Origin of the sequence: Rhizobium johnstonii 3841 (assembly GCF_000009265.1) — a bacterium.
GTDB lineage: Bacteria > Pseudomonadota > Alphaproteobacteria > Rhizobiales > Rhizobiaceae > Rhizobium > Rhizobium acaciae.
The window spans coordinates 2,841,521-2,863,644 of the sequence record NC_008380.1 but is presented as its reverse complement, the minus strand read 5'-3'; the positions used below and the strand labels follow the sequence as shown (position 1 = coordinate 2,863,644).

Annotated in this window: 21 protein-coding genes; 13 read left to right on the top strand and 8 right to left on the bottom strand. The window is 61.4% G+C overall.

What is annotated here, in order from left to right:
- Positions 1-282 precede the first annotated feature (282 nt).
- Entirely contained in the window at positions 283-489 is a 207-nt protein-coding gene (locus tag RL_RS13965; RefSeq protein ID WP_028741204.1) for a hypothetical protein, read from the top strand.
- Positions 490-514: 25 nt separating this feature from the next.
- Here RL_RS13965 and RL_RS13960 read toward each other — a convergent pair whose 3' ends face one another.
- Positions 515-2,122, bottom strand: coding sequence for a fumarate hydratase (locus RL_RS13960; RefSeq protein WP_011652239.1), 1,608 nt, complete (start codon positions 2,120-2,122; stop codon positions 515-517).
- 197 nt (positions 2,123-2,319) lie between these two features.
- On the opposite strand from RL_RS13960, the gene RL_RS13955 reads away from it, so the two are divergent.
- Complete coding sequence (locus RL_RS13955) at positions 2,320-3,153, top strand: VCBS domain-containing protein (RefSeq protein WP_011652238.1); 834 nt, start codon at positions 2,320-2,322, stop codon at positions 3,151-3,153.
- Positions 3,154-3,288: 135 nt separating this feature from the next.
- On the opposite strand, the gene fumC is transcribed toward RL_RS13955, so the two are convergent.
- Positions 3,289-4,680 carry a class II fumarate hydratase gene (gene fumC, locus RL_RS13950; protein WP_011652237.1) on the bottom strand — a complete coding sequence of 464 codons (1,392 nt, stop codon included), beginning with the start codon at positions 4,678-4,680 and terminating at the stop codon, positions 3,289-3,291.
- A gap of 61 nt (positions 4,681-4,741) precedes the next feature.
- Between fumC and RL_RS39705 the strand changes: the two genes are divergently transcribed.
- Together RL_RS39705 and RL_RS13945 are read left to right on the top strand one after the other, a co-directional pair.
- On the top strand, positions 4,742-5,008 hold the full coding sequence (locus RL_RS39705) for a hypothetical protein (protein ID WP_129557796.1): 267 nt from the start codon (positions 4,742-4,744) through the stop codon (positions 5,006-5,008).
- 94 nt (positions 5,009-5,102) lie between these two features.
- Positions 5,103-7,016: a L,D-transpeptidase family protein gene (locus RL_RS13945; protein WP_011652236.1), complete on the top strand. Its 1,914-nt coding sequence runs from the start codon at positions 5,103-5,105 to the stop codon at positions 7,014-7,016.
- Between the two features lie 302 nt (positions 7,017-7,318).
- Here RL_RS13945 and RL_RS13940 read toward each other — a convergent pair whose 3' ends face one another.
- Positions 7,319-8,035 (bottom strand): HAD family hydrolase, encoded by a 717-nt coding sequence (locus tag RL_RS13940; RefSeq protein WP_011652235.1) that lies wholly within the window; start codon positions 8,033-8,035, stop codon positions 7,319-7,321.
- Between the two features lie 225 nt (positions 8,036-8,260).
- On the opposite strand from RL_RS13940, the gene rpiA reads away from it, so the two are divergent.
- From rpiA to RL_RS13925, 3 genes are all read left to right on the top strand, one after another.
- Entirely contained in the window at positions 8,261-8,959 is a 699-nt protein-coding gene (rpiA, locus tag RL_RS13935) for a ribose-5-phosphate isomerase RpiA (RefSeq protein ID WP_003540249.1), read from the top strand.
- A 15-nt stretch (positions 8,960-8,974) separates the two neighbouring features.
- Positions 8,975-9,538, top strand: a complete 564-nt coding sequence (locus tag RL_RS13930; protein WP_011652234.1) for a DUF2059 domain-containing protein — start codon at positions 8,975-8,977, stop codon at positions 9,536-9,538.
- Positions 9,539-9,635: 97 nt separating this feature from the next.
- Positions 9,636-9,920 (top strand): acylphosphatase, encoded by a 285-nt coding sequence (locus tag RL_RS13925; protein ID WP_011652233.1) that lies wholly within the window; start codon positions 9,636-9,638, stop codon positions 9,918-9,920.
- A 57-nt stretch (positions 9,921-9,977) separates the two neighbouring features.
- Here the strand turns inward: RL_RS13925 and RL_RS13920 are convergent, their stop codons facing one another.
- Positions 9,978-10,190: a hypothetical protein gene (locus RL_RS13920; protein ID WP_003540246.1), complete on the bottom strand. Its 213-nt coding sequence runs from the start codon at positions 10,188-10,190 to the stop codon at positions 9,978-9,980.
- A 249-nt stretch (positions 10,191-10,439) separates the two neighbouring features.
- On the opposite strand from RL_RS13920, the gene gor reads away from it, so the two are divergent.
- Entirely contained in the window at positions 10,440-11,825 is a 1,386-nt protein-coding gene (gene gor, locus RL_RS13915; RefSeq protein WP_011652231.1) for a glutathione-disulfide reductase, read from the top strand.
- 151 nt (positions 11,826-11,976) lie between these two features.
- Here gor and RL_RS13910 read toward each other — a convergent pair whose 3' ends face one another.
- Positions 11,977-13,260, bottom strand: a complete 1,284-nt coding sequence (locus RL_RS13910) for a pilus assembly protein TadG-related protein (RefSeq protein WP_011652230.1) — start codon at positions 13,258-13,260, stop codon at positions 11,977-11,979.
- Positions 13,261-13,480: 220 nt separating this feature from the next.
- On the opposite strand from RL_RS13910, the gene RL_RS13905 reads away from it, so the two are divergent.
- Positions 13,481-14,854 (top strand): class II 3-deoxy-7-phosphoheptulonate synthase, encoded by a 1,374-nt coding sequence (locus RL_RS13905; RefSeq protein ID WP_003540243.1) that lies wholly within the window; start codon positions 13,481-13,483, stop codon positions 14,852-14,854.
- Between the two features lie 222 nt (positions 14,855-15,076).
- Here the strand turns inward: RL_RS13905 and RL_RS13900 are convergent, their stop codons facing one another.
- A complete protein-coding gene (locus RL_RS13900; protein ID WP_041936347.1) occupies positions 15,077-16,915 on the bottom strand; it encodes an ABC transporter ATP-binding protein in 1,839 nt (612 codons plus the stop codon).
- On the opposite strand from RL_RS13900, the gene RL_RS13895 reads away from it, so the two are divergent.
- Entirely contained in the window at positions 16,908-17,111 is a 204-nt protein-coding gene (locus tag RL_RS13895; protein WP_244432331.1) for a hypothetical protein, read from the top strand. The two genes, RL_RS13900 and RL_RS13895, sit on opposite strands and share 8 nt — an antisense overlap.
- A 101-nt stretch (positions 17,112-17,212) precedes the next feature.
- Positions 17,213-17,611: a GFA family protein gene (locus RL_RS13890; protein ID WP_041936346.1), complete on the top strand. Its 399-nt coding sequence runs from the start codon at positions 17,213-17,215 to the stop codon at positions 17,609-17,611.
- On the opposite strand, the gene RL_RS13885 is transcribed toward RL_RS13890, so the two are convergent.
- The gene (locus RL_RS13885; RefSeq protein WP_011652227.1) at positions 17,608-18,138 is read right to left on the bottom strand and encodes a DUF1003 domain-containing protein; all 531 of its coding nucleotides are present in this window, start codon (positions 18,136-18,138) and stop codon (positions 17,608-17,610) included. The genes RL_RS13890 and RL_RS13885 overlap by 4 nt on opposite strands.
- A gap of 193 nt (positions 18,139-18,331) precedes the next feature.
- Between RL_RS13885 and RL_RS13880 the strand changes: the two genes are divergently transcribed.
- Positions 18,332-20,011, top strand: coding sequence for an NAD+ synthase (locus RL_RS13880; RefSeq protein ID WP_011652226.1), 1,680 nt, complete (start codon positions 18,332-18,334; stop codon positions 20,009-20,011).
- A gap of 62 nt (positions 20,012-20,073) precedes the next feature.
- Positions 20,074-20,901 (top strand): TolB family protein, encoded by an 828-nt coding sequence (locus RL_RS13875; RefSeq protein WP_011652225.1) that lies wholly within the window; start codon positions 20,074-20,076, stop codon positions 20,899-20,901.
- On the opposite strand, the gene RL_RS13870 is transcribed toward RL_RS13875, so the two are convergent.
- The gene (locus tag RL_RS13870; RefSeq protein WP_011652224.1) at positions 20,898-21,959 is read right to left on the bottom strand and encodes a 3-deoxy-7-phosphoheptulonate synthase; all 1,062 of its coding nucleotides are present in this window, start codon (positions 21,957-21,959) and stop codon (positions 20,898-20,900) included. The genes RL_RS13875 and RL_RS13870 overlap by 4 nt on opposite strands.
- Positions 21,960-22,124: the final 165 nt, after the last annotated feature.

Genomic DNA, 22,124 nt, shown 5'->3' with positions numbered 1-22,124 from the left:
ATTAAAGCGATATATACCAAAGATTACATACGACAAATGCCCCATGGGTCAATACTTCGACCAGACCTATGATTCTCCACGGAAAAACGTATCTTTAGCGGGGCAGTGCATACTCGCTGAGCGGGAGCGGTGTCTGAAAAACTTACAGTTCTTCTCTGCCGGAGACCGTATTCATCTTGTCGACAGCTGGTTTTGGCCGTTTCGTATTCCAGTTCCGGTATTTCGGGGTGATATTTCTTGGTGGCAAACCCGATCGTAGCCTGCAAGCCAGGGCGTGAGATCGTGGAAACCTCCCGCCATATTTCTTTCGCGATCCTCGCCTTCACCGTTCTCGCCGCCGGCACCTTGCTGCTGGAGCACCCCGGCTTCTTCGCCGGTGCGTTCCGGACGGAGATCCTGGCAAGGGTCGATGCCGGGGATGTGGTGAGCGTGGGCGAGGCGGTGACGGCGCGGAATGTCAACGCGTCGGATAAGGCGTCGGCACGGTAGAACGGGCGGCAACGCAGCCTGCCCATCACCCCAAATTCAACTCCTGGAAGAAATCATTGCCCTTGTCGTCGATGACGATGAAGGCGGGGAAGTCTTCGACTTCGATCTTCCAGACCGCTTCCATGCCGAGTTCGGGATATTCGAAGACTTCGACCTTGCGGATACAGTCCTGGGCAAGACGGGCGGCGGGGCCGCCGATGGAGCCCAAGTAAAAGCCGCCGTGTTTCTTGCAGGCCTCGCGCACGGGGCGCGAACGGTTGCCCTTGGCGAGCATCACCATCGAGCCGCCGAAAGACTGGAACTGATCGACGTAACTGTCCATGCGGCCGGCCGTGGTCGGGCCGAAGGAGCCGGAGGCGTAGCCGACCGGTGTCTTGGCCGGGCCGGCATAATAGACCGGATGGTTTTTCAGGTAATCGGGCATGCCTTCCCCCTTTTCCAGCCGCTCGCGGATCTTGGCGTGCGCTAGGTCTCGGGCGACGATGATGGTGCCGGTCAAGGAGAGGCGCGTCTTGACGGGATGCCTGGAGAGTTCGGCGAGAACCTCGGCCATCGGCCGGTTGAGGTCGATGCGCACTGTCGATTCCGACAGTTTTGCCTCGTCGATCTCGGGCATGTATTTCGACGGATCGGTTTCGAGCTGCTCGACGAAGATGCCGTCGCGGGTGATGCGGCCCTTGGCCTGACGGTCGGCGGAACAGGAGACGCCGAGGCCGATCGGCAGCGAGGCGCCGTGGCGGGGCAGGCGGATGACACGCACGTCATGACAGAAATACTTGCCGCCGAACTGGGCGCCGACGCCCATCTGCTGCGTCAGCTTGTGGATTTCCTTCTCCATCTCGACGTCGCGAAAAGCGTGGCCGCTCTCGGAACCTTCGGTCGGCAGCTCGTCGAGATAGCGGGTGGAGGCGAGCTTGACGGTTTTGAGGTTCATCTCGGCCGAGGTGCCGCCGATGACGATCGCCAGATGGTAGGGAGGACAGGCTGCTGTCCCTAACGTCAGGATCTTTTCCTTAAGGAAGTCGATCATCCGGTCATGGGTCAGGAGCGAGGGCGTGCCCTGGTAAAGGAAGGTCTTGTTGGCCGAGCCGCCGCCCTTGGCGACGAAGAGAAATTCGTAGGCGTCGGTGCCTTCCTCGTAGATGTCGATCTGGGCCGGCAGGTTATTCCTGGTATTCTTCTCCTCGAACATTTTGACCGGCGCGAGCTGCGAGTAACGCAGGTTCTTCTTCTCATAGGCGTCCATGACGCCGCGGGCGAGCGCTGCCGTATCCTCGCCATCGGTCCAGACCCTGCGGCCTTTCTTGCCCATGATGATCGCCGTGCCGGTGTCCTGGCACATGGGCAGCACGCCGCCGGCGGCGATATTGGCGTTCTTCAAGAGATCGTAGGCGACAAAACGGTCATTGTCGGTCGCTTCGGGATCGTCGAGGATCGAGGCGAGCTGTTTCAGGTGGCCGGGACGCAGCAGGTGGTTGATGTCGGCAAAGGCGGTTTCGGCCAGCAGGCGGATGCCTTCCGGCTCGACGGTCAGGATCTCCTGGCCCTTGAACGTATCGACCGAGACATGGTCGCCGCTGATCTTGCGATAGGGGGTGGCATCCTTGCCGAGGGGGAAGAGATCGTCAGCCATCGAAGTGACCTTTCTGGTAGGGCGTGCGTCGCTAGATTGGAACCGGTCTAAATCCGCTGCGGGGCAAAAGCAATCGGGACCACGCGCGGCGGATGAGGCGAACCGTCGAAATCGGTCCGACAAAAAGACGACTTCAAGTTGCCTTCTTTTCGAGGCCAGTACATATTCCCGGCAGCGTTAACCTGCCGGGGCTTCAAATGACAAATGCAAAGCCAACTGCTGTCGACGACCTTCTCGTTTTTTTCGAAGACAATTGGATCCGCGGGAATCTGCTGCGCCTCTCCAGCGATCCCGAGGGAGCGGACATGTATGTTCGCTTCGTCAATGGCGTGCGTATCGACGCCAAACATGGGCCTGACCACGAAACGATCATAAGGGGCGAGTACGGAACCTTCAGACTGAAACCTGACGGTCACTTCGAGTACGAGCTGGACTACACGCTCGACGTCGTGAAAAATTTAACGAAATACGATCAGCTCATCGAGAAGCTGAGCTTCAAGATGTCAGATGGCTCAGGAGGCACGGACTTCGGCGTGTTGACGCTCGCGATCGACGGCGTCAACGAAGGCGACAAATACCATGAAAACCTGGATTTCGACGATTTGGGCGTCTTATCCAGGGCAGATAATTTCTCTCTGCCTGACTATCGCAACTTTGCGCTCTCGGTGAATGGAAGCCACGAAGTGACGCTTCTGAACGGCATCGTCTACGACACGATCCCGGGCGTCAACGCCATCACCGAGGACGGTTTCAGCGATACCGTTCTATCGCCGGGTTCTGCGCCCGTAAGCTTGAAAATGCTCGATGGCGGAGAATTCACCTTTCAGAGCGTTTCGATTGCCGAATTGTCGGCAGCGCCCTTTCACCTCACGCTCACCGCGCTGAACGACGGTCAGATCGTCTATCAGCAGGAGCTCGAGGTCACCGGCCCCACTCTCGAGGTCAATCTCGAAGACATCGAAGAAATCCGTTTCGACTTCATGGGCAATTCTGTCGTGATGGACAATTTTTCGCTGTTTGCCTTGCTATAGGCTGGAGGGAGTCGAGGCGTTGCGGCATATCACCTTGGCCCCGCGAGCGGGGGTCCGAAGGACGGGTCGAGACCTGTGGCTCGACCCCGGTTGGTGGCGGCAGCCGGATGAGGGGCTGTGGCCTATGCGACCTTCCTACTTCGGCCCGATCATCGTTTCCGGCCGGACGATCGCGTCATACTCTTCCGACGTCACTAGGCCGCTGGCGAGGCTCTCTTCCTTCAGCGTCGTGCCGTTCTTGTGGGCGGTCTTGGCGATCTTGGCGGCTGCGTCGTAGCCGATCTTCGGGGCAAGTGCCGTCACCAGCATCAGCGAGCGTTCGAGGCCGGCCTTGATATTGTCCTCGCGCGCCTCGATGCCGACGACGCAATTGTCGGTGAAGGAGACGGCGGCGTCGGCGAGCAGCTGCACCGACTGCAGGAAATTATAGGCCATCATCGGATTGTAGACGTTGAGCTCGAAATGGCCCTGGCTGTCGGCGAAGGTCAGAGCCGCGTTGTTGCCGAAGATATGGATGCAGACCTGCGTCAGCGCCTCGCACTGGGTCGGATTGACCTTGCCGGGCATGATCGAGGAGCCGGGCTCGTTTTCCGGCAGCGCCAGCTCGCCGAGGCCGGCGCGTGGGCCGGAACCGAGCAGGCGGATGTCGTTGGCGATCTTGAAGAGGGCGGCGGCTGCCGCATTGATGGCGCCGTGGGAAAAGACCATGCTGTCATGAGAGGCGAGCGCCTCGAACTTGTTCGGCGCGGTGACGAAAGGCATGCCTGTGATGGCGGCAATCTCTTCGGCGACCTTTTCGGCAAAGCCCACCGGCGCATTGAGGCCGGTGCCGACGGCAGTACCGCCCTGGGCGAGCTCGCAAAGGCCGGGCAGGGTCATTTCGATGCGCCTGATGGCGGAGCCGACCTGGGCGGCATAACCCGAAAATTCCTGGCCGAGCGTCAGCGGCGTCGCATCCTGGGTGTGGGTGCGGCCGATCTTGATGATGTGGCTGAATTCTGTGACCTTCATGTCGAGCGCGGCATGCAGGTGCTTCAGGGCCGGCAGCAGGTGATGGGCGATCTGCTCGGCGCAGGCAATGTGCATGGCCGTCGGATAGGTGTCGTTCGACGACTGGCTCATATTGACGTGATCGTTCGGATGCACCGGCTTCTTGGAACCCATGACGCCGCCGAGCATTTCTATCGCACGATTGGAGATCACTTCATTGGCGTTCATGTTCGACTGTGTGCCAGAACCGGTCTGCCAGACCACAAGCGGGAAATGGTCGTTCAGCTTGCCGTCGACCACTTCCTGGGCAGCCTCGACGATCGCTTTGCCGAGGGCAGGATCGAGTTGGTCGAGCGACATGTTGGCGCGGGCGGCGGCCTGCTTGACGATACCGAGCGCACGCACGATCGACAGCGGCTGTTTTTCCCAGCCGATCTTGAAATTGCCGAGCGAACGCTCGGCCTGGGCGCCCCAATATCGGTCGGCGGCGACCTCGATCTGGCCAAAAGTATCGGTTTCGGTGCGGGTTGCAGTCATCAGCCTTGCCTTCCCTTTACATGCTGTTTTAGGGCATTTTCCAAAGATGAGGTCTTATAGGTTGGAAAGTCCGACAAGAAAACTGGACGCCGCGCGAAATATTGAAATCGGAAGTCATGTTTGCGCTGGCTTTTCGGCGTGCCTTTTAAGCCACTTTGGAAATTTTATGCGTCCGGGCGTTTTCGCCGGACTGGCCTGGCGGCGAAAATTCGGTAAAAAATTAACTAATAATTTCATAATTTTGTGTGAACTGCTGGGCGGCGCCGTGCAGGATCTCCGTCACACAAAATTGAGTCCGCCGGCGCTGGCGGCGCAGGCCGGTTTCTGATCAATGAGGCCCTACGCTGCTTGAGTTTCGCGGGATTTGAGCTTGAGCCTTGCGCTCGTGACAAGAACAGCATGACACCGGGACTGGAAGATATATGACGTTCGTTTTGAAAAGCGCGGCATCCGCATTGGCAATTTCCTGCGGCGTGGCAGTGATGAGTGCCGTACCCGCGCATGCTTATACATTGATGGATATGCTGCGCGGCGACAGGCAGCGGACGCAGAGCACCATTTTCATGGACCAGATGCCGCCCGGCCGTGTGGGTTCGCGCAGCGGCGTCGGTGGCTCGCTCGGCGGGCTCGATCCGGAAGCGCCGCTGCCGAAGGTGAGCGGTCCGCGTTATTATACCTACAAAACCGAGACGCTGCAGTTCGTCGATACCGGCAGGTTTGCCGATCCCGTCGTCACCGGCGCGGTCGCCGATGTTTCGGGCAGCGGTGATGCCAGCGCCGAGCCGGCTGTGCAGCGCCGTTTCCTGGCGCAGGCCAAGGTGCGCGCCAATGCCGACGTCGCAAAGGCGCTCGAAGCCTATTACGGCGACAGCCGCAATCCGCTCGTCTGGGTCGAGGGCAACCAGATCAACGACCGCGCCAAGTCGGCGATGCTGGTACTTGCCGATGCGTCCTTCGTTGGCCTCGACCCGGCGGATTACGCCGTCCAGACGCCTGATATCGACCCGGCCAATCCCGATCCCGCCTTCCGCGACCGGGCGCTGACACAGTTCGAGCTCGATCTCTCCGCCAAGGTGCTCGCCTTCGTGCAGGACACGGTGCGCGGCCGCATCGATCCGAACAAGATCTCCGGCTATCACGACTTCCAGCGCAAGGTGGTCAATCTGGCCCCGGTGCTGAAGCTTTCCCGCATGAGCCCCGATGTCGGCGCCTACATCGCCAGCCGCTCGCCGGATAGTCCGCAATTCCAGGCGCTGAAGGCGGAGCTTGCCAAGCTTCGCGCCGCCGACGGCGGCAATGAGGAGCGAATCGTCGTTTCGCTCGACAGGCTGCTGAGGCCTGGCGACAGCTCGCCGGAGATCGCCAATATCGTCAAGGCGATCGGCAAGCACGGCTCCGAAACGCTGAATACCGATCATGCGGCAACGCTTGCTGCTTACGCCGGCAGCATCGACTATTCGCCCGACATCGTTTCGCTGGTCGAGGATTTCCAGAAAGAGCGTGGGCTGAAGCCCGATGGCGTCATCGGCCAGGCGACGGTGCGCGCCATGACCGGCGGCGATACCAATGCCTCGAAGATCGACAAGCTCGTCGTCGCCATGGAACAGGCGCGCTGGCTGCCGGAGGATCTCGGTTCCCGCTACGTCATGATCAACCAGCCGGCCTACATGGTCTACTACCACAATGACGGCAAGGAACAGCTGTCGATGCGCGTGGTGGTCGGCGGCAAGAACAACCAGACCTATTTCTTCGACGACGAAATCGAGACGGTCGAGTTCAACCCTTTCTGGGGCGTGCCGCAGTCGATCATCATCAACGAGATGCTGCCGAAGCTGCGCTCGGATCCGAACTATCTCGACCAGCTCGGTTATGAGGTCGAGGTGAACGGCCACGCCGTCGCCTCGTCGAGCGTCGACTGGTACGGCTCGACCAATAATGTTTCGGTGCGCCAGCCGCCAAGCAGCGACAATGCACTCGGCGAACTGAAGATCCTGTTCCCGAACAGCCACGCGATCTACATGCACGACACGCCGTCGAAGAGCTTCTTCAAGCGCGACATGCGGGCTCTCAGCCACGGTTGCGTGCGCCTTGCCGATCCGCGGGCGATGGCGGCTGCCGTGCTCGGCACGACGGTCGACGACATCGCCAAGCAGATCGCGAGCGGCCAGAACCATGCGGTGCGCGTGCCGCAGAAGATCCCGGTCTACGTCTCCTACTTCACCGCCTGGCCGAACAAGGACGGCGTGGTGGAATATTTCGACGACGTCTACGGCCGCGACGGTTATGTCGACAAGGCCTTTGACGCGACGAGCAAGGCGCGGGGCGCGCAGATCTGATAATCAGCTCTGATTAGTAATGCTGGCGGGCGGTCTTTGGGCCGCCCGTTTTTGTTTTTGGGGTGTTGCGTGCAAGAAGTAAGAGGAGAGGGCGTGCTGTGTGGCCCCCTCATCTGCCTGCCGGCATCTTCTCCCCGCTGGGTAGAAGGGACGTTGCCGCGACGCCTCGCTCCTGATCAAAGCGTTTCGTGCGGTTGCAGCCGTGCCGCTGGTTCCCCTCTTCTCCCCAGTTGGGAGAAGGTGGCCCGAAGGGTCGGATGAGGGGGCCGCGATCGCAAAGACATACGCCCGATCGCCAAGCCTCAGACGGCGACTTTCTCCGCATATTCCCGCAACAGCGTTTCCACCATCTCCGGCGTCAACTCATCGAAATGGGTGATGATGCGGTCGGGGTTAAGCGTGTTCACCGGCACGTCGGAATAACCGAAAGGCACGGCGATCGACGGTGCGCCGGCGTTCTTCGCCACGGCGATATCGTTGACGCTGTCGCCGATCATCACGGTGCGGGTGATGTCGCCGCCGGCGCGTTCGATCGTGCCGGTGAGGTGACGGGCGTCGGGCTTGCGGTATTCGAAGCTGTCGCCGCCGGTGATGGCGTCGAAATATCGGGTAAGTTCGAGCTTGCCGAGCAGGCCGAGCGCCAGGCTCTCCATCTTGTTGGTGCAGACGGCGAGGCGGTAACCCTGAGATTTCAGCCGGTCCATCGCGGCGACCAGGCCGGGATAGGGTTCGGTCCGGCCGGGCATGTTGCCGGCATAATGGGCGACGAAACGCTCGACCAGCGGCGGCAAGGCGTCGCTTTCGAGCGGATGGCCGCGCAGCCTGCAGGCGCGCTCGATCATGACACGCGCGCCCTGGCCGACGAGATGGGTGAGGTCGTCATAGCTGACCGGTTCGAGGTCAAGGGCCGCGATCGTATGGTTCAGGCTCTCGACCAGATCCACATGGGTATCCAGAAGGGTGCCGTCGAGATCGAAGACGACGAGCGCCGGGCGAGCGGGAACAGGGGTCAAGGGCATGTCTCTTTGAGCGGTGGTCGTCTTGAGGAGCGATAGATCGTCCTAGGGAACGATGGATCGTCCCTGAGGTAGGCGATCGTGCGGCGGAAAGCAACGTCCGGCGATGGTCGGGAAGGCTGCAGGCCTCTGTTTCGGCTTTTCATTTTCCGTGATGATTTTGACTTTCGTTTGCCAGGCGAGCCGTGTAAACAGCACATCCAACGCAATATCAGGAGCTGGCGGCGCATGGATGCCCGCGAAATGAAGATCAAGGCCGCCGAGGCCGCACTCGCCCATGTGGAAAGCGGGATGCGTCTCGGGATCGGCACCGGCAGCACGGCGGAAGAATTCGTTCGCCTGCTGGCGGAGAAGGTCGCGGGCGGCTTCAGGGTCGAAGGCGTTCCGACGTCCGAACGAACCGCGCGGCTCTGCGTCGAACTCGGCGTGCCGCTGAAGTCGCTCGACGAACTGCCGGCACTCGACCTGACGATCGATGGCGCCGACGAGGTCGATCAGGCGCTCAGGCTGATCAAGGGCGGCGGCGGCGCGCTGTTGCGCGAAAAAATCGTCGCGGCCGCCTCCGAGCGAATGATCGTCATTGCCGACGAGAGCAAGCTGGTGGAAACGCTCGGCGCTTTCGCGCTGCCGATCGAGGTCAATCCGTTCGGGCTCGTCTCGACGCGGATCGCGATCGAAAAGGTCGCGGCCCGGCTAGGTCTTTCCGGTGAACTCGATCTGCGCCAGTCGGGTGACGGAGAGTTTACCACGGATGGCGGCCATCACATCATCGATGCATCTTTTGGCCGCATTCCTGATGCAGAGGCGCTTTCGAGCGAGCTGAATTCCATACCCGGCGTCGTTGAACACGGGCTCTTTATCAATATGGCGGCACTTGCGATCATTGCCGGTCCTGCGGGTGCGCGCACGCTGCAGGCAAACAGATAACAGGAGCATATACTCATGATGAACATTGCAGGTCTTGGCCGTCTCGCCGCTGCGACCGTCGTTCTTTCCGGGCTTGCCTTCGGCTCCGCCGTCAAGGCGCAGGAGGTCTCCGAGGAGCAACTGAAGGCGTCTCGCGCGGCGATCGACGCCATTGGCGCCACTGCCCAGTTCGACAACATCCTGCCTGGTCTCGCCGAGCGCCTGAAGGCCGGGCTGATCCAGGATTCGCCGAACTACCAGGACATCATTTCGTCGACAGTCGACGCGCAGGCGCTGGCGCTGGCGCCGCGCCGCGGCGATCTGGAGAAGGAGGCGGCACTCACCTATGCCAAGACCTTCACCGTCGACGAGCTGAAGGCGATCGCCGACTTCTATAATTCCGACGTCGGCAAGAAGCTGCTGCGCGACGGCCCGGTCGCCTCGCGCGAGACGGCGAAGGCTGCCGACATCTGGGCGCAGGGCATTTCCCGCGATTTGGAAAAACAGAGCAACGTCGAGCTTTCCAAGGTCATCAAGGCACCGCCGCCGGCAACCGACAGCCCGACCGCTCCCGCTCCGGCACCGGCTGCCCAGCAGTAAGGCCTGTCCCATCAAATTTGCGAAAGCCCGGCATCGTCTGGGCTTTTTTGTTATGATAGGGCAAATGCCGCCGGCGAGGCTTCAGGTGACCGCAGACATGTTCGATCATGATAAGGCTGTCCGAGTGCGGATATCCGGCAAGGTCCAGGGTGTCGGTTTTCGCTATTGGACGCGCGATGAGGCCGTACGGCTCGGTTTGACGGGGTGGGTTCGCAATGAAGAGGACGGGGCCGTCGTCGCTGTGATCGCAGGACCCGACAGCGCCATCTCGACGATGATCGAGCGTTTCAGGCGCGGGCCTTCGGGGGCGTCGGTTTCGAGCGTCGAGACGGAAGCAACCCAGCTTGAGAAGAACCCGACGGATTTCCGCATTACCCGCTGACAGCGCTAATCGCTAAGCAGATGCAATTGGCATCGCATATGCGCCGCAACTCAGCCCCTATGGGTTCGGGTTCTTTGCAAGTTGCCACACACCCTCTTCATCCGGCTCCACGCGCTTGTTGCCGCGGTAGAAGATCGGCAGTCGCGTCTTCTTGTCGATCGAGAAACGGCTCGGCGTGTATTTTTCGTCCTCGTGGCCCTGAATGGCGAGGCCGAGCGCTTCCTTGAATTTGCCAGCCTTGCACAGGTTGCTGAAGAGAGTTTGATCCATCTTTTGCTCCGCCATTCTTTTCCATCCCATGGATTGCCTGCCAGCCTCGGCCGACCGGGTCAACCGAAGACGGTGACCGGGTCAACCGTAGACGGTGACTGGGTCAACCGTAAACGGTGACTGGGATCAGCCCTTTACAATGAAGATTCGGCGATGGGAACCGGATGACGCAGGAGCGGGCTTTTGTTTTCATGACGATCGCCCCTATATCAGGAACATCCTTCCTGCGATTCCCTTCCGGAGCTCCCCATGTCTTCCTACGACTACGACCTCTTCGTCATCGGCGGCGGTTCCGGAGGCGTGCGCGGCGCCCGTGTCGCCGCCTCGCTCGGCAAGAAAGTGGCGATCGCCGAGGAGTATCGCTACGGCGGCACCTGCGTCATCCGCGGCTGCGTGCCGAAAAAGCTCTTCGTGTATGCTTCGCAGTTCCATGAGCATTTCGAGGATGCGGCGGGTTTCGGCTGGACGGTCGGCGAAAGCAGCTTCGACTGGAAGAAGCTGGTGGCGGCCAAGGATGTTGAAATCGCCCGTCTGGAAGGCCTCTACAAGAAGGGGCTCGCCGGCGCCAATGCCGAGATCCTGGAAACGCGCGCGGAACTCGTCGATGCCCATACTGTCCGGCTGCTGAAGACCGGACGGACGGTGACGGCAAAGACCATCGTCATCGCCACCGGCGGACGGCCGAACCCGCATGCAGCCCTTCCGGGTCACGAGCTCTGCATCTCCTCCAACGAGGCCTTTCATCTCGAGGAGCTGCCGAAATCGATGGTGATATCAGGCGGCGGCTATATCGCCGTCGAGTTCGCCAATATCTTCCACGGCCTTGGAGTCGAGACGACGCTGATTTATCGCGGCGCCGAGATCCTGTCGCGCTTCGACGAGGACCTGAGGCGCGGGCTGCACGAGGCGATGGTCGCCAAGGGCATCCGCATCCTCTGCCATGACACGCTGCAGAAGGTTTCGAAGGGTGAGGACGGGCTCGTTCTGGAGACGCTGAACAACGGCACGCTGCAAGCCGGCGTCGTCATGCTGGCTCTCGGGCGCGATCCGAACACCGAAGGCCTCGGCCTCGAGGCGGCCGGTGTCGCGGTCGACGAGCGCGGCGCCGTTATCGTCGATGAATATTCCCGCACCAATGTCGAAAACATCTATGCGCTCGGCGATGTCACCAACCGGGTACAGCTGACACCGGTGGCGATCCACGAGGCGATGTGCTTCATCGAGACCGAGTACAAGAACAATCCGACCCGGCCGGACTACGAGCTGATCCCGACCGCCGTCTTCTCGCAGCCTGAGATCGGTACCGTCGGCCTTTCGGAAGAGGACGCGGGCAAGCGTTATTCCGAACTCGAGGTCTACCGCGCCCAGTTCCGGCCGCTGAAGGCCACGCTTTCCGGGCGGGCCGAGCGGATGATCATGAAGCTGATCGTCGATGCGGCGAGCCGCAAGGTGGTCGGCGCCCATATCCTCGGCCACGATGCCGGCGAGATGGCGCAGCTGCTCGGCATCACTCTGAAGGCCGGCTGCACCAAGGACGATTTCGACCGGACGATGGCGCTGCACCCGACGGCCGCCGAAGAGTTCGTCACCATGTATGCGCCGAGCTATCGGATCCGCGACGGCAAGCGGATTTGAGCCGCGACGTGCTTTTGCCCTGCATGTCGTTGACCCGGAACCGCTGCAAATTAGAGCGCCGTGAATCCTTTCGGACGCACAAAGGACGCTCTAACTTTTTGAACCGCGCATTGTGCTTTCCGAAAATCGATTCCGTTTTCGGGTCGATGCGCTAGCTGGTGATGCGCGGCGAGCGGATAACCTTGAGGAAAAGCGCCTTCATCGCATCGGTGATACCTTCGGTCGGCGTTACTTCGAAATAGAAGCCGGGCGAAGCGCATGCCTGCATCTTCGTCGGGATCTCGCTCTGGAAGGGGCTGATCCATTTGTTGTACCAATCGTTGCTCGGCAGTGGCAGGTAGGTTGTGTAGAGCACGGCGATCTTGACACCGCGATCCTTCAGCGGCTTGCAGAAGGAGGTGTCGATCGGTTCCTGACAGCGGCCGCCGGTCGTCTTCTTGGTGCATGTCGACGGCTTGTAGCTGTCGCCGACGCCATCGGAAACGAAGAAGAGGATCTTTTCGGGGCTGATATTCGACGTGCCGTCGCCGGCCGGATCGATGATGGTATTCATCTGCGTCAGGGCGCTATCGAAGCTCGTGAGCTGATCCTGGTTGTAGTTCTGGTAGGGAATGGTCATCAGGTCGACTGTGTCGGTGTAATTCTTCACCTTCGTCAGGTCGGATGTGGGGCTGGAGATCGTCGTCAGCTTTGCGTCCTCGGCTTTGGTGCCGAAAGTATAGACGCCCATACGGAACTGGTCGCTGCTGACGCGCTCGGTCTTGGCCGTATCGGTCAGTGCCTGGGTTGCCTGGCGCACCACGTCGATGCGCATTGCGACGCCGAGGCCTTTGGCGATGGTGTAGTTGTTGGTGCTCTGGTCCATCTGATGGCAGGCGAAGGCGCAGCCTGTTTTGGCCTGCAGCTTGGAAACATCGTTCGCGGTTGCGCCGACGCCCATGGAAGGCGTGTTGTCGAGCAGGATGTAGAAATCCATGAAGGCGGCGGTTTGATATTCGGCAGTCGCCGCACCCGAGATCGTGATCGAGTCCCGGCCCAGGATGCGCATGAAGGTGGTGGGCACGGTGGCGCTGAAGGAAACCTGCGAATTCAGCTTGTTGGCGGTCTTGGTGACGTTAATGCCGAGATCGATATGAACGTCGGTCAGCTCCCCGGACATTTGAGACATGAAAATATTGCGGGCGTCGTCCTTGCCGAGCGAGATCGTGCCGTTGCCGCTCATGGTCATGGCGGCTGCGACCGCGCCGGATTTTTCCGCGATCGAACCGACGGCGGCGGCATCGGCAGCGGCGTAAAGCTGTGTCCTCAAGCTGAGCGCGTGGGCGAAATCCACCGCCATGCCGGCAGCACCGAAGAGCGGCACCACCAGCAGTGCCGTCATGATGCCGAAATTGCCCGAGCGGTCCGATATGAAACCGGGCGGAAGGATTGCCATGCCGTGTCCCCGAAGTTGAAACTCTCTCCGGTTCTACATTGAAAGTCTAAAATATGGGAAAATCGACATGGTATATGCTGGTTTAACTAGAGAGCGGCGGGCGGCGGCGGCGAGGCGACAAGCAGTCGGCGAATGGCCTTTGCAAGCCTGACCTAAAGGTCTATAAGCCGCCGCATATTGAGGGCATCCTGAGGTATGGATGTGAGAACAGGTGAGTGAGATGGCAGACAATTGGACCCCGAGCAGCTGGCGGCAAAAACCGATCCTGCAGGTTCCCGAATATCCCGACGCAGCCGCTTTGGCGGCAACGGAAGCCACGCTCGCCAGCTATCCGCCGCTTGTCTTTGCAGGTGAAGCGCGCCGCCTGAAGAAGCATCTCGCCAATGTCGCCGAAGGCAACGGTTTCCTGCTGCAGGGCGGCGACTGCGCCGAGAGCTTCGCCGAACACGGCGCCGACAATATCCGCGACTTCTTCCGCGCCTTCCTGCAGATGGCCGTGGTGCTGACCTTCGGTGCGCAGCTGCCGGTCGTCAAGGTCGGCCGCATCGCCGGCCAGTTCGCCAAGCCGCGTTCGTCGAATGTCGAGAAGCAGGGCGACGTGACGCTGCCGGCCTATCGCGGCGACATCATCAACGGCATCGAGTTCACAGAGGAGTCGCGCATTCCGAACCCGGAACGCCAGGCCATGGCCTATCGCCAGTCGGCTGCGACGCTGAACCTTCTGCGCGCCTTCGCGATGGGCGGCTACGCCAATCTCGAAAACGTACATCAGTGGATGCTCGGCTTCGTCAAGGACAGCCCGCAGGGCGAGCGCTACCGCAAGCTCGCCGACCGCATCAGCGAGACCATGGATTTCATGAAGGCGATCGGCATCACCTCGGAAAACCAGCCGGCGCTGCGCGAGACCGATTTCTTCACCAGCCATGAGGCGCTGCTGCTCGGTTATGAGGAGGCGCTGACCCGCGTCGATTCCACGTCGGGCGATTGGTATGCAACGTCGGGCCACATGATCTGGATCGGCGACCGTACACGTCAGGCCGACCATGCGCATGTCGAATATTGTCGCGGCATCAAGAACCCGATCGGCCTGAAATGCGGCCCGTCGCTGCAGGCCGACGACCTGCTGCAACTGATCGACATCCTGAATCCTGCCAACGAGGCCGGGCGCCTGACGCTGATCTGCCGCTTCGGCCATGAGAAGGTCGCCGACAGCCTGCCGAAGCTCATTCGCGCCGTCGAGCGCGAGGGCCGCAAGGTCGTCTGGTCCTGCGATCCGATGCACGGCAACACGATCACGCTCAACAACTACAAGACCCGTCCCTTCGAGCGGATCCTGTCGGAAGTCGAAAGCTTCTTCCAGATCCACCGCGCCGAAGGCTCGCATCCCGGCGGCATTCATATCGAGATGACCGGCAAGGACGTGACCGAGTGCACCGGCGGCGCCCGCGCGGTCTCCGCGGAAGACCTGCAGGACCGCTACCACACTCATTGCGATCCGCGCCTCAACGCCGACCAGGCGCTCGAACTCGCCTTCCTGCTTGCCGAGCGCATGAAGGGCGGCCGCGACGAAAAGCGGATGGTCGCCAACGGCTGAGACCGGGCCGAAACGGATGATGAAAAGCCCGGTTCGCCCGGGCTTTTTGTTGACAGGCTTCGCTCTTTGCTCGACGTCATCCTCGGCCTTGTGCCGAGGATCTGCTGCACCGGCTGCAGATGCTCGGGACAAGCCCGAGCATGACGAAAGAGGAGTTGGCCGACTTGTTAGCAGCCCGGCGAACCGCCGGGCTTCTTGTTGCCGTGCGCGCGCACCAGACTCTCAGATGCTGGCCTGGACGCTGTGCAGATTGGCGTAGACACCGTCTTGCGCCATGAGCTCGTCATGCGTGCCCTGTTCGACGATGCCATCGGCCGTCAGGACCAGGATGCGGTCGGCGTGGCGGACGGTCGACAGACGGTGGGCGATGACCAGGGTGGTTCGGCCGTTTGCCAGGCTGAGCAGCGCCTGCTGCACCGCCCGTTCGCTCTCGTTGTCGAGCGCGCTGGTCGCTTCGTCGAAGATCAGGATCTCCGGATTCTTGAGGAAGGCGCGGGCGATGGTGATGCGCTGGCGCTGGCCGCCCGAGAGCTTGACGCCGCGTTGGCCGATATCGGTGTCATAGCCATGGGGCAGGGCGCTGATGAAGTCGTGCGCATTGGCGGCGCGCGCGGCCGCCTCCAGTTCGGCATCGCTGGCGTCGGGCCGGCCGTAGCGCAGGTTTTCCGCCACCGTACCGGCAAACAGGTAGACATCCTGCTGCACCACCCCGACATGGCGCCGGAGCGAGGCCAGTGTCACTTCGCGGATGTCGATGCCATCGATCTGGATCGCCCCGGCCTCGACATCGTAGAAACGCGGTATCAGCGCGCAAAGCGTGCTCTTGCCGACCCCTGACGGGCCGACCAGGGCGACAAACTCCCCGGGAGCGATGGTGAGCGACAGCTGCTCGAGCACGCGCGGGCCATCGGCCTCGTAACCGAAGGCGACGTTGGAAAAACTGATCTCGCCGCTTGGTGCCGGCATCGGACGCGCGGCTGGCCGATCGGTGATATCGGGGGCGATCTCCAGGATCTCCATGGCCCTGACGAAGCCGGTATAACCCTCCTGCCAGAGGCGCACGAAATTCGCCAGCCGCTGCACGGGATCGACCAGCACGGCGACGCAGAGCAGGAAGGTCAGCATATCAGGCACGGTCAGCTCCGCCGCCAGGATGCGCAGGCCGCCGACGATGATCACCAATATGGTAACCAGCTGGGCGAAGGTTTCGGTGCCGACGGAAAACCAGGCTTCGCTGCGGTAGCCCTCGGCGCGGCTGTGCAGGAAGCGTCGGTTCTGCTCGGCGAAGCGTTCCTTCTCCAGCGCCTCGTTGGCAAAGGACTGGACGACGCGGATGCCCGCAAGAGCGTCCTCCACCCGCTCGTTGACGGCGGCGATCTGCCGTTTGCTGGCTTCGAGCGCGCGGTTCATACGCCGGTTGAAATAGAGCGCATAGGCGACCGCCGCGGGCGTGAGCAGCAGGATCAGGGCCGCCAATGGTGGATCGATGAAGAACAACACCAGCATGGCGCCGCCGTATTTGAGTACGGCGATGGAAAGATCCTCGGGGCCATGATGAAAGAGCTCGCCCAGCCAGAGGCTGTCATTGGTGATGCGGCTCATCAGCTGGCCGGTGCGCTGGCGATCGTAGAAGCTGAACGAGAGCTTCTGGCAGTGCTCGAAGAGTTCCTGCCGCACCGTCGCTTCGATGCGCGCGCCCATCACATGGCCGCGATAATCGACGAAGAAGATGGCAACGATCTGGACCGCCAGAACGGCCAGCATGACGCCGCCCATCGCAAGGATGTGTGCGAAGGCCTGCGGCGCGTCTGGCAGAGCCAGAAGGCGGCTCGTGACGATGTTGGCGCAGAGCGGCAGGGCGACTGCCGTGCCGGCGACCAGGATGGCGCAAAGCAGATCCGCCAGCAGCAAAGGCAGGTGCGGACGATAGTAGGAGAGGAATTTGCGCATACGCGACCAGCGCCGCTCGCGGTCGACGGCATTCGCATTGTCGCGGAAGAATCTCGGGAAGAGGTTATGGCGTCGCGAGTTTTTCCTCGCGCGGGAGAACCGAATGTTCATGAAGCTGAATGTCCTTGTGGGGGATGTTTCCTTTCTGTTTGGACAGGGTCGCTCTCATGTCAGTCTCCCGGGGGGGTTGAATGAATTGGACCTTAAGTATTGCCGACAACAGCAGGCGATTCAATGCCGGGATGAGATGAGGTTGGTGGCTGTTGTCGTCGAGCAACAGGTGCTTGAGCCGACCAAGCATGGATAAGGCCGGTGATTTTCAAGATTTCTGATAATTTCGTTGAACGGAATGGATTTGACGCCAAGGGCGATCGGCGGCAACGTCCCGTCATAAACGGGAGAGCGATGATGACCGAACGGCATACAGGTGGCTGCCTTTGCGGCGCCGTGCGATTTTCAACGACGGCGAAGCCAGGACCTGTCGTCGGCTGCCATTGCTCGCAGTGCCGCCGGCAGACGGGGCTTTATTACGCCGCGGTCAACGTGGCGCGCGCGGCTCTTTCGGTAGAAGGCGCGGAAGTGGTCCGCTGGTACAGGTCGAGCGAGGAGGCGCAGCGCGGCTTCTGCTCGAATTGCGGCTCCGCGCTGTTCTGGCAGGCGGACGGATCGGCGGAGAGTTCCGTCATGGCGGGCGCCTTCGACACGCCGAGTAGCCTTGCCTTCGGCCATCATATCTATTGCGCCGACAAGGGCGATTTCTACGAGATAACGGACGGCCTGCCGCAATATGCGGTGAATCCGGTTTAGCCTTTGGCCGAAAGCGCGGCTGTGAGGCGGGCCACGTCCTCGCGCAGCGCCGTCAGCTCGGTCAGCACGCGCATGTCGATCTTCTGGTGCAGGGAGAGCACTTCCAGTTCGGCCTTGAGATTGACCTCGTAATCCTTGGCGGCCTCGAAGCGGTCGCGCTCGGCCTGGCGGTTCTGCGACATCATGATGATCGGCGCCTGGATGGCGGCGAGCATCGACAGGATCAGGTTCAGGAAGACGAAGGGATAGGGGTCGAAGGCGCCGCTCATTAGAATGACGGTGTTGATGACAGTCCAGGCGACGAGGAAAGCGAAGAAGGCGATGATGAAGGACCAGGAGCCGCCGATGCGGGCGATGCTGTCGGCGATGCGCTCGCCGAAGGAGGCGTCGGCGGAGAAGGCGGCGTTGACGTCGGTCGAGATGACCTTGCGCTCGCGCGCTTTCGCCAGCACGCGCTTTTCGACGTCGCCGAGCTCGTTGGCCGCTTTGTCGAAATGATGGTGCACGAAGTCCGAAAAATTAGACATGGCCTGTTTCCGATACCCGTTTATCGATGCGGTCGCTTTCGGCGCCAGTATTCTGGTCCAGAGGTAAATTGCAATGCGTATCGGCGCCGCGGGACACTATGCGCGATTCGTTCATAAAAATTTCGTCACTGCCAGACGCCGCTTTCGGTGCGAACGTGTTGCGGTCGCGAAAGGTGCAGGCTAAATAAATGACATGACACAGGAAAACGCCCTTTCTGATATCTTCCGCATCGCCATCGGCCAGCTCAACCCGACGGTCGGCGATGTTGCCGGCAATCTTGCCAAGGCGCGCGAGGCGCGTGCCGATGCTGCCCGGGAGGGCGCGCATCTGCTCGTTCTGACCGAGCTTTTCATCTCCGGCTATCCGCCGGAGGACCTAGTGCTGAAGCCCGCCTTCATCCGCGCCTGCTGGAAAGCGGTGGAGAGCCTGGCCGCCGAGACCGCCGATGGCGGGCCGGGGGTCATCATCGGCTTTCCCCGGCAGGACGACACCGGGCGCTATAATTCGGTCGCCGTGCTCGATGGCGGCAAGGTGATCGCAGTGCGCGACAAGATCGACCTGCCGAATTACGGCGAATTCGATGAGAAGCGCGTCTTCGACCAGGGCGCCATGCCGGGGCCCGTGAATTTCCGCGGCGTGCGTATCGGCATTCCGATCTGCGAGGATATCTGGGGCGATCTTGGCGTCTGCGAGACGCTGGCCGAAAGCGGGGCCGAGATCCTGCTGTCACCAAACGGTTCGCCCTATTATCGCGGCAAGGTCGATATCCGCCATCAGGTGGTGTTGAGGCAGGTGATCGAAACCGGCCTGCCGCTGATCTATGCCGCCCAGCTCGGCGGCCAGGACGAACTCGTCTTCGACGGGGCGAGCTTCGCCTTTAATGCCGACAAGTCGCTTGCCTTCCAGATGAGCCAGTTCGAAACCGCGCTTGCGGTGACGACATGGAAGCGCGGCGACAGCGGCTGGCACTGCGCCGAAGGGCCGATGGCGCATATCCCTGAAAGCGAGGAGGCCGATTACCGCGCCTGCCTGCTCGGCTTCCGCGACTACGTCAACAAGAACGGCTTCAAAACCGTGGTGCTCGGCCTTTCCGGCGGCATCGACTCGGCGATCTGTGCGGCAATCGCCGTCGATGCACTCGGCGAGGAGCGGGTGCGCACCGTCATGCTGCCCTACCGCTATACCTCCGAGGATTCGCTGAAGGATGCGGCCGATTGCGCGAGGGCGCTCGGCTGCCGTTACGATATCGTGCCGATCGAACAGCCGGTGACGGGTTTCAGCAGCGCGCTCGCCAGCCTTTTCGAAGGCACGGATAGTGGCATCACCGAAGAGAACCTGCAGAGCCGGGCGCGCGGCGTCATTCTGATGGCGATCTCCAACAAGTTCGGCTCGATGGTGGTGACGACGGGCAACAAGTCGGAAATGTCAGTCGGCTACGCCACGCTCTACGGCGACATGAACGGCGGCTTCAATCCGATCAAGGACCTCTACAAGATGCAGGTCTATGCTCTTTCGCGCTGGCGCAACGAAAACGTGCCGCCGGGTGCGCTGGGGCCGTCGGGCGAGGTGATCCCGCAGAATATCATCGACAAGGCGCCTTCGGCCGAGCTGCGTCCCGACCAGAAGGACCAGGATTCGCTGCCGCCCTATCCCGTGCTCGACGATATCCTCGAATGCCTTGTCGAGAAGGAGATGGCAGTCGAGGAGATCGTCGCGCGCGGCCATGATGTCGCGACCGTCCACCGGGTCGAGCATCTGCTCTATCTCGCCGAATACAAGCGCCGGCAATCGGCGCCGGGCGTGAAGATCACCAAGAAGAATTTCGGCCGCGACCGGCGCTATCCCATCACCAACCGGTTCCGGGATCGCTGACGTAATCGAGATCGCTGTCGCAATCGAGATCGCTGACGGCATCAAGCTTTTCGGGAGGAAACATGCGCAGCTCGGTTGAGATCTACAATGTCAGGACGGGCAGGGCCCGTGAGGTCTGGCAGACGGACAGGCTGGTGGAGGCGCCGAATTTCTCGCCTGATGGTTCCTACTTGCTCTTGAACGGCGACGGGCTGCTCTATCGCCTGCCGCTCGATGGCGGCGAGGTGGTCAAGGTTGATACCGGCTTTGCCGTCAACTGTAACAATGATCACGGCATTTCGCCTGATGGGACGAAGATTGTCATCTCCGACAAGACCGAATTCGGCAAGTCGGCGATCTATACCCTGCCGATCGAAGGCGGCACGCCGCGGCTCATCACCGAGAACCTGCCATCCTACTGGCATGGCTGGTCGCCGGACGGGCGCCAGCTCGCCTATTGCGGCATCCGCGACGACCTCTTCGATATCTACACCATCTCCGTCGACGGCGGAGCCGAGACGCGGCTGACGCATGGCGAGGGCCGCAATGACGGACCGGACTATTCCGCCGACGGCCAATGGATCTATTTCAATTCCAGCCGCACCGGGCTGATGCAGATCTGGCGCATCCATCCCGATGGCACCGGGCTCGAACAAGTGACCTCGGACAATCAGGGCAACTGGTTCGCCCATCCGTCGCCCAACAACGACATGGTGCTGCTCCTATCCTACGACCCATCGGTGTTCGACCATCCGCGCGACCTCGACGTGCGGCTGCGGCTGATGGATATGGACGGCGGCAATCTGAAGACGCTGTTCGAGCTCTTCGGGGGGCAGGGCACGATCAACGTGCCCTGCTGGTCTCCTGACGGCGAAGAGTTCGCCTATGTCCGCTATTTCCCGGCGGCTTAAGCGCGGGTCCGGCGGCGCTCGCGGGCGGATTTTGCCAGGTCTTCCAGCACTGCGACCGACATCTCCCAGTCGATGCAACCGTCGGTGATGGACTGGCCGTAGACCAGCGGTTTGCCGGGAACGAGATCCTGGCGGCCGGCGACGAGGTTGCTTTCGATCATCATGCCCTTGATGTCGCTGTTTCCGGCGGCAATCTGTGCGGCGACGGATTTGACGACGAGCGGCTGGTTCATCGGGTCCTTGCCGCTGTTGGCGTGGCTGGCATCGATGAGGATGCGCGGGGCGACGCCAAGCTTGACGGCTTCGCCGGTCACCGCTTCGACGTCGGCAGCTTCATAGCTCGGCCGCTTGCCACCGCGCAGGATGATGTGGCAATCCTCATTGCCTGTCGTCGAGGCGATGGCCGCTTGGCCGTCCTTCGTTACCGCCGGGAAGTGATGCGGCTGCGAGGCGGCGAGGATGGCATCCAGCGCAACGCGGACGCCGCCGTCGGTGCCGTTCTTGAAGCCGATCGGGCAGGAGAGGCCGGAGGCGAGCTGGCGATGGATCTGGCTTTCGGTCGTGCGCGCGCCGATCGCGCCCCAACTGACGAGGTCGGCGATGTACTGCGGCGTGATCGTGTCGAGGAATTCGACGCCGGCGGGAAGGCCCATCGCATTGATGTCGAGCAGCAGACGCCTGGCGATGCGCAAGCCTTCCTCAATGCGGTAGCTGCCGTCGAGATGCGGGTCGTTCATCAGACCCTTCCAGCCGACGGTGGTGCGGGGCTTTTCGAAATAGACGCGCATGACGATCTCGAGATCGCCGGCGAAGCGCTGCCGCTGTTCCGTGAGCCGAGCGGCATAGTCCCTGGCGGCAACGGGATCATGGATCGAGCAGGGGCCGATGACGACGATCAGGCGATCGTCTTCGCCCCGAAGAATTTGGTGGATCGCATCGCGATTGCTGGTCACGGTCTTACTGACATCAGCATTGCGGGGAATTTCCGCGATGATATCGGCAGGCTTGGTCAGGGGGGTAATTTCGACGATACGCAGATCGTCAATGGTATCAGACACGGTATGGCTCCTGTTTGGTCATACCCGCGCGGAACAAAAAAGCCGCCAGGTAGACTAGCGGCTGTTCGGGTTGTCGTCGCGTCGAATTCAGTTACGCATGGACCCGCATCCGCTGTAAGCAGCGGTACCAATAAAATCGCGAGGCGTAGATTGATGTGATCGACA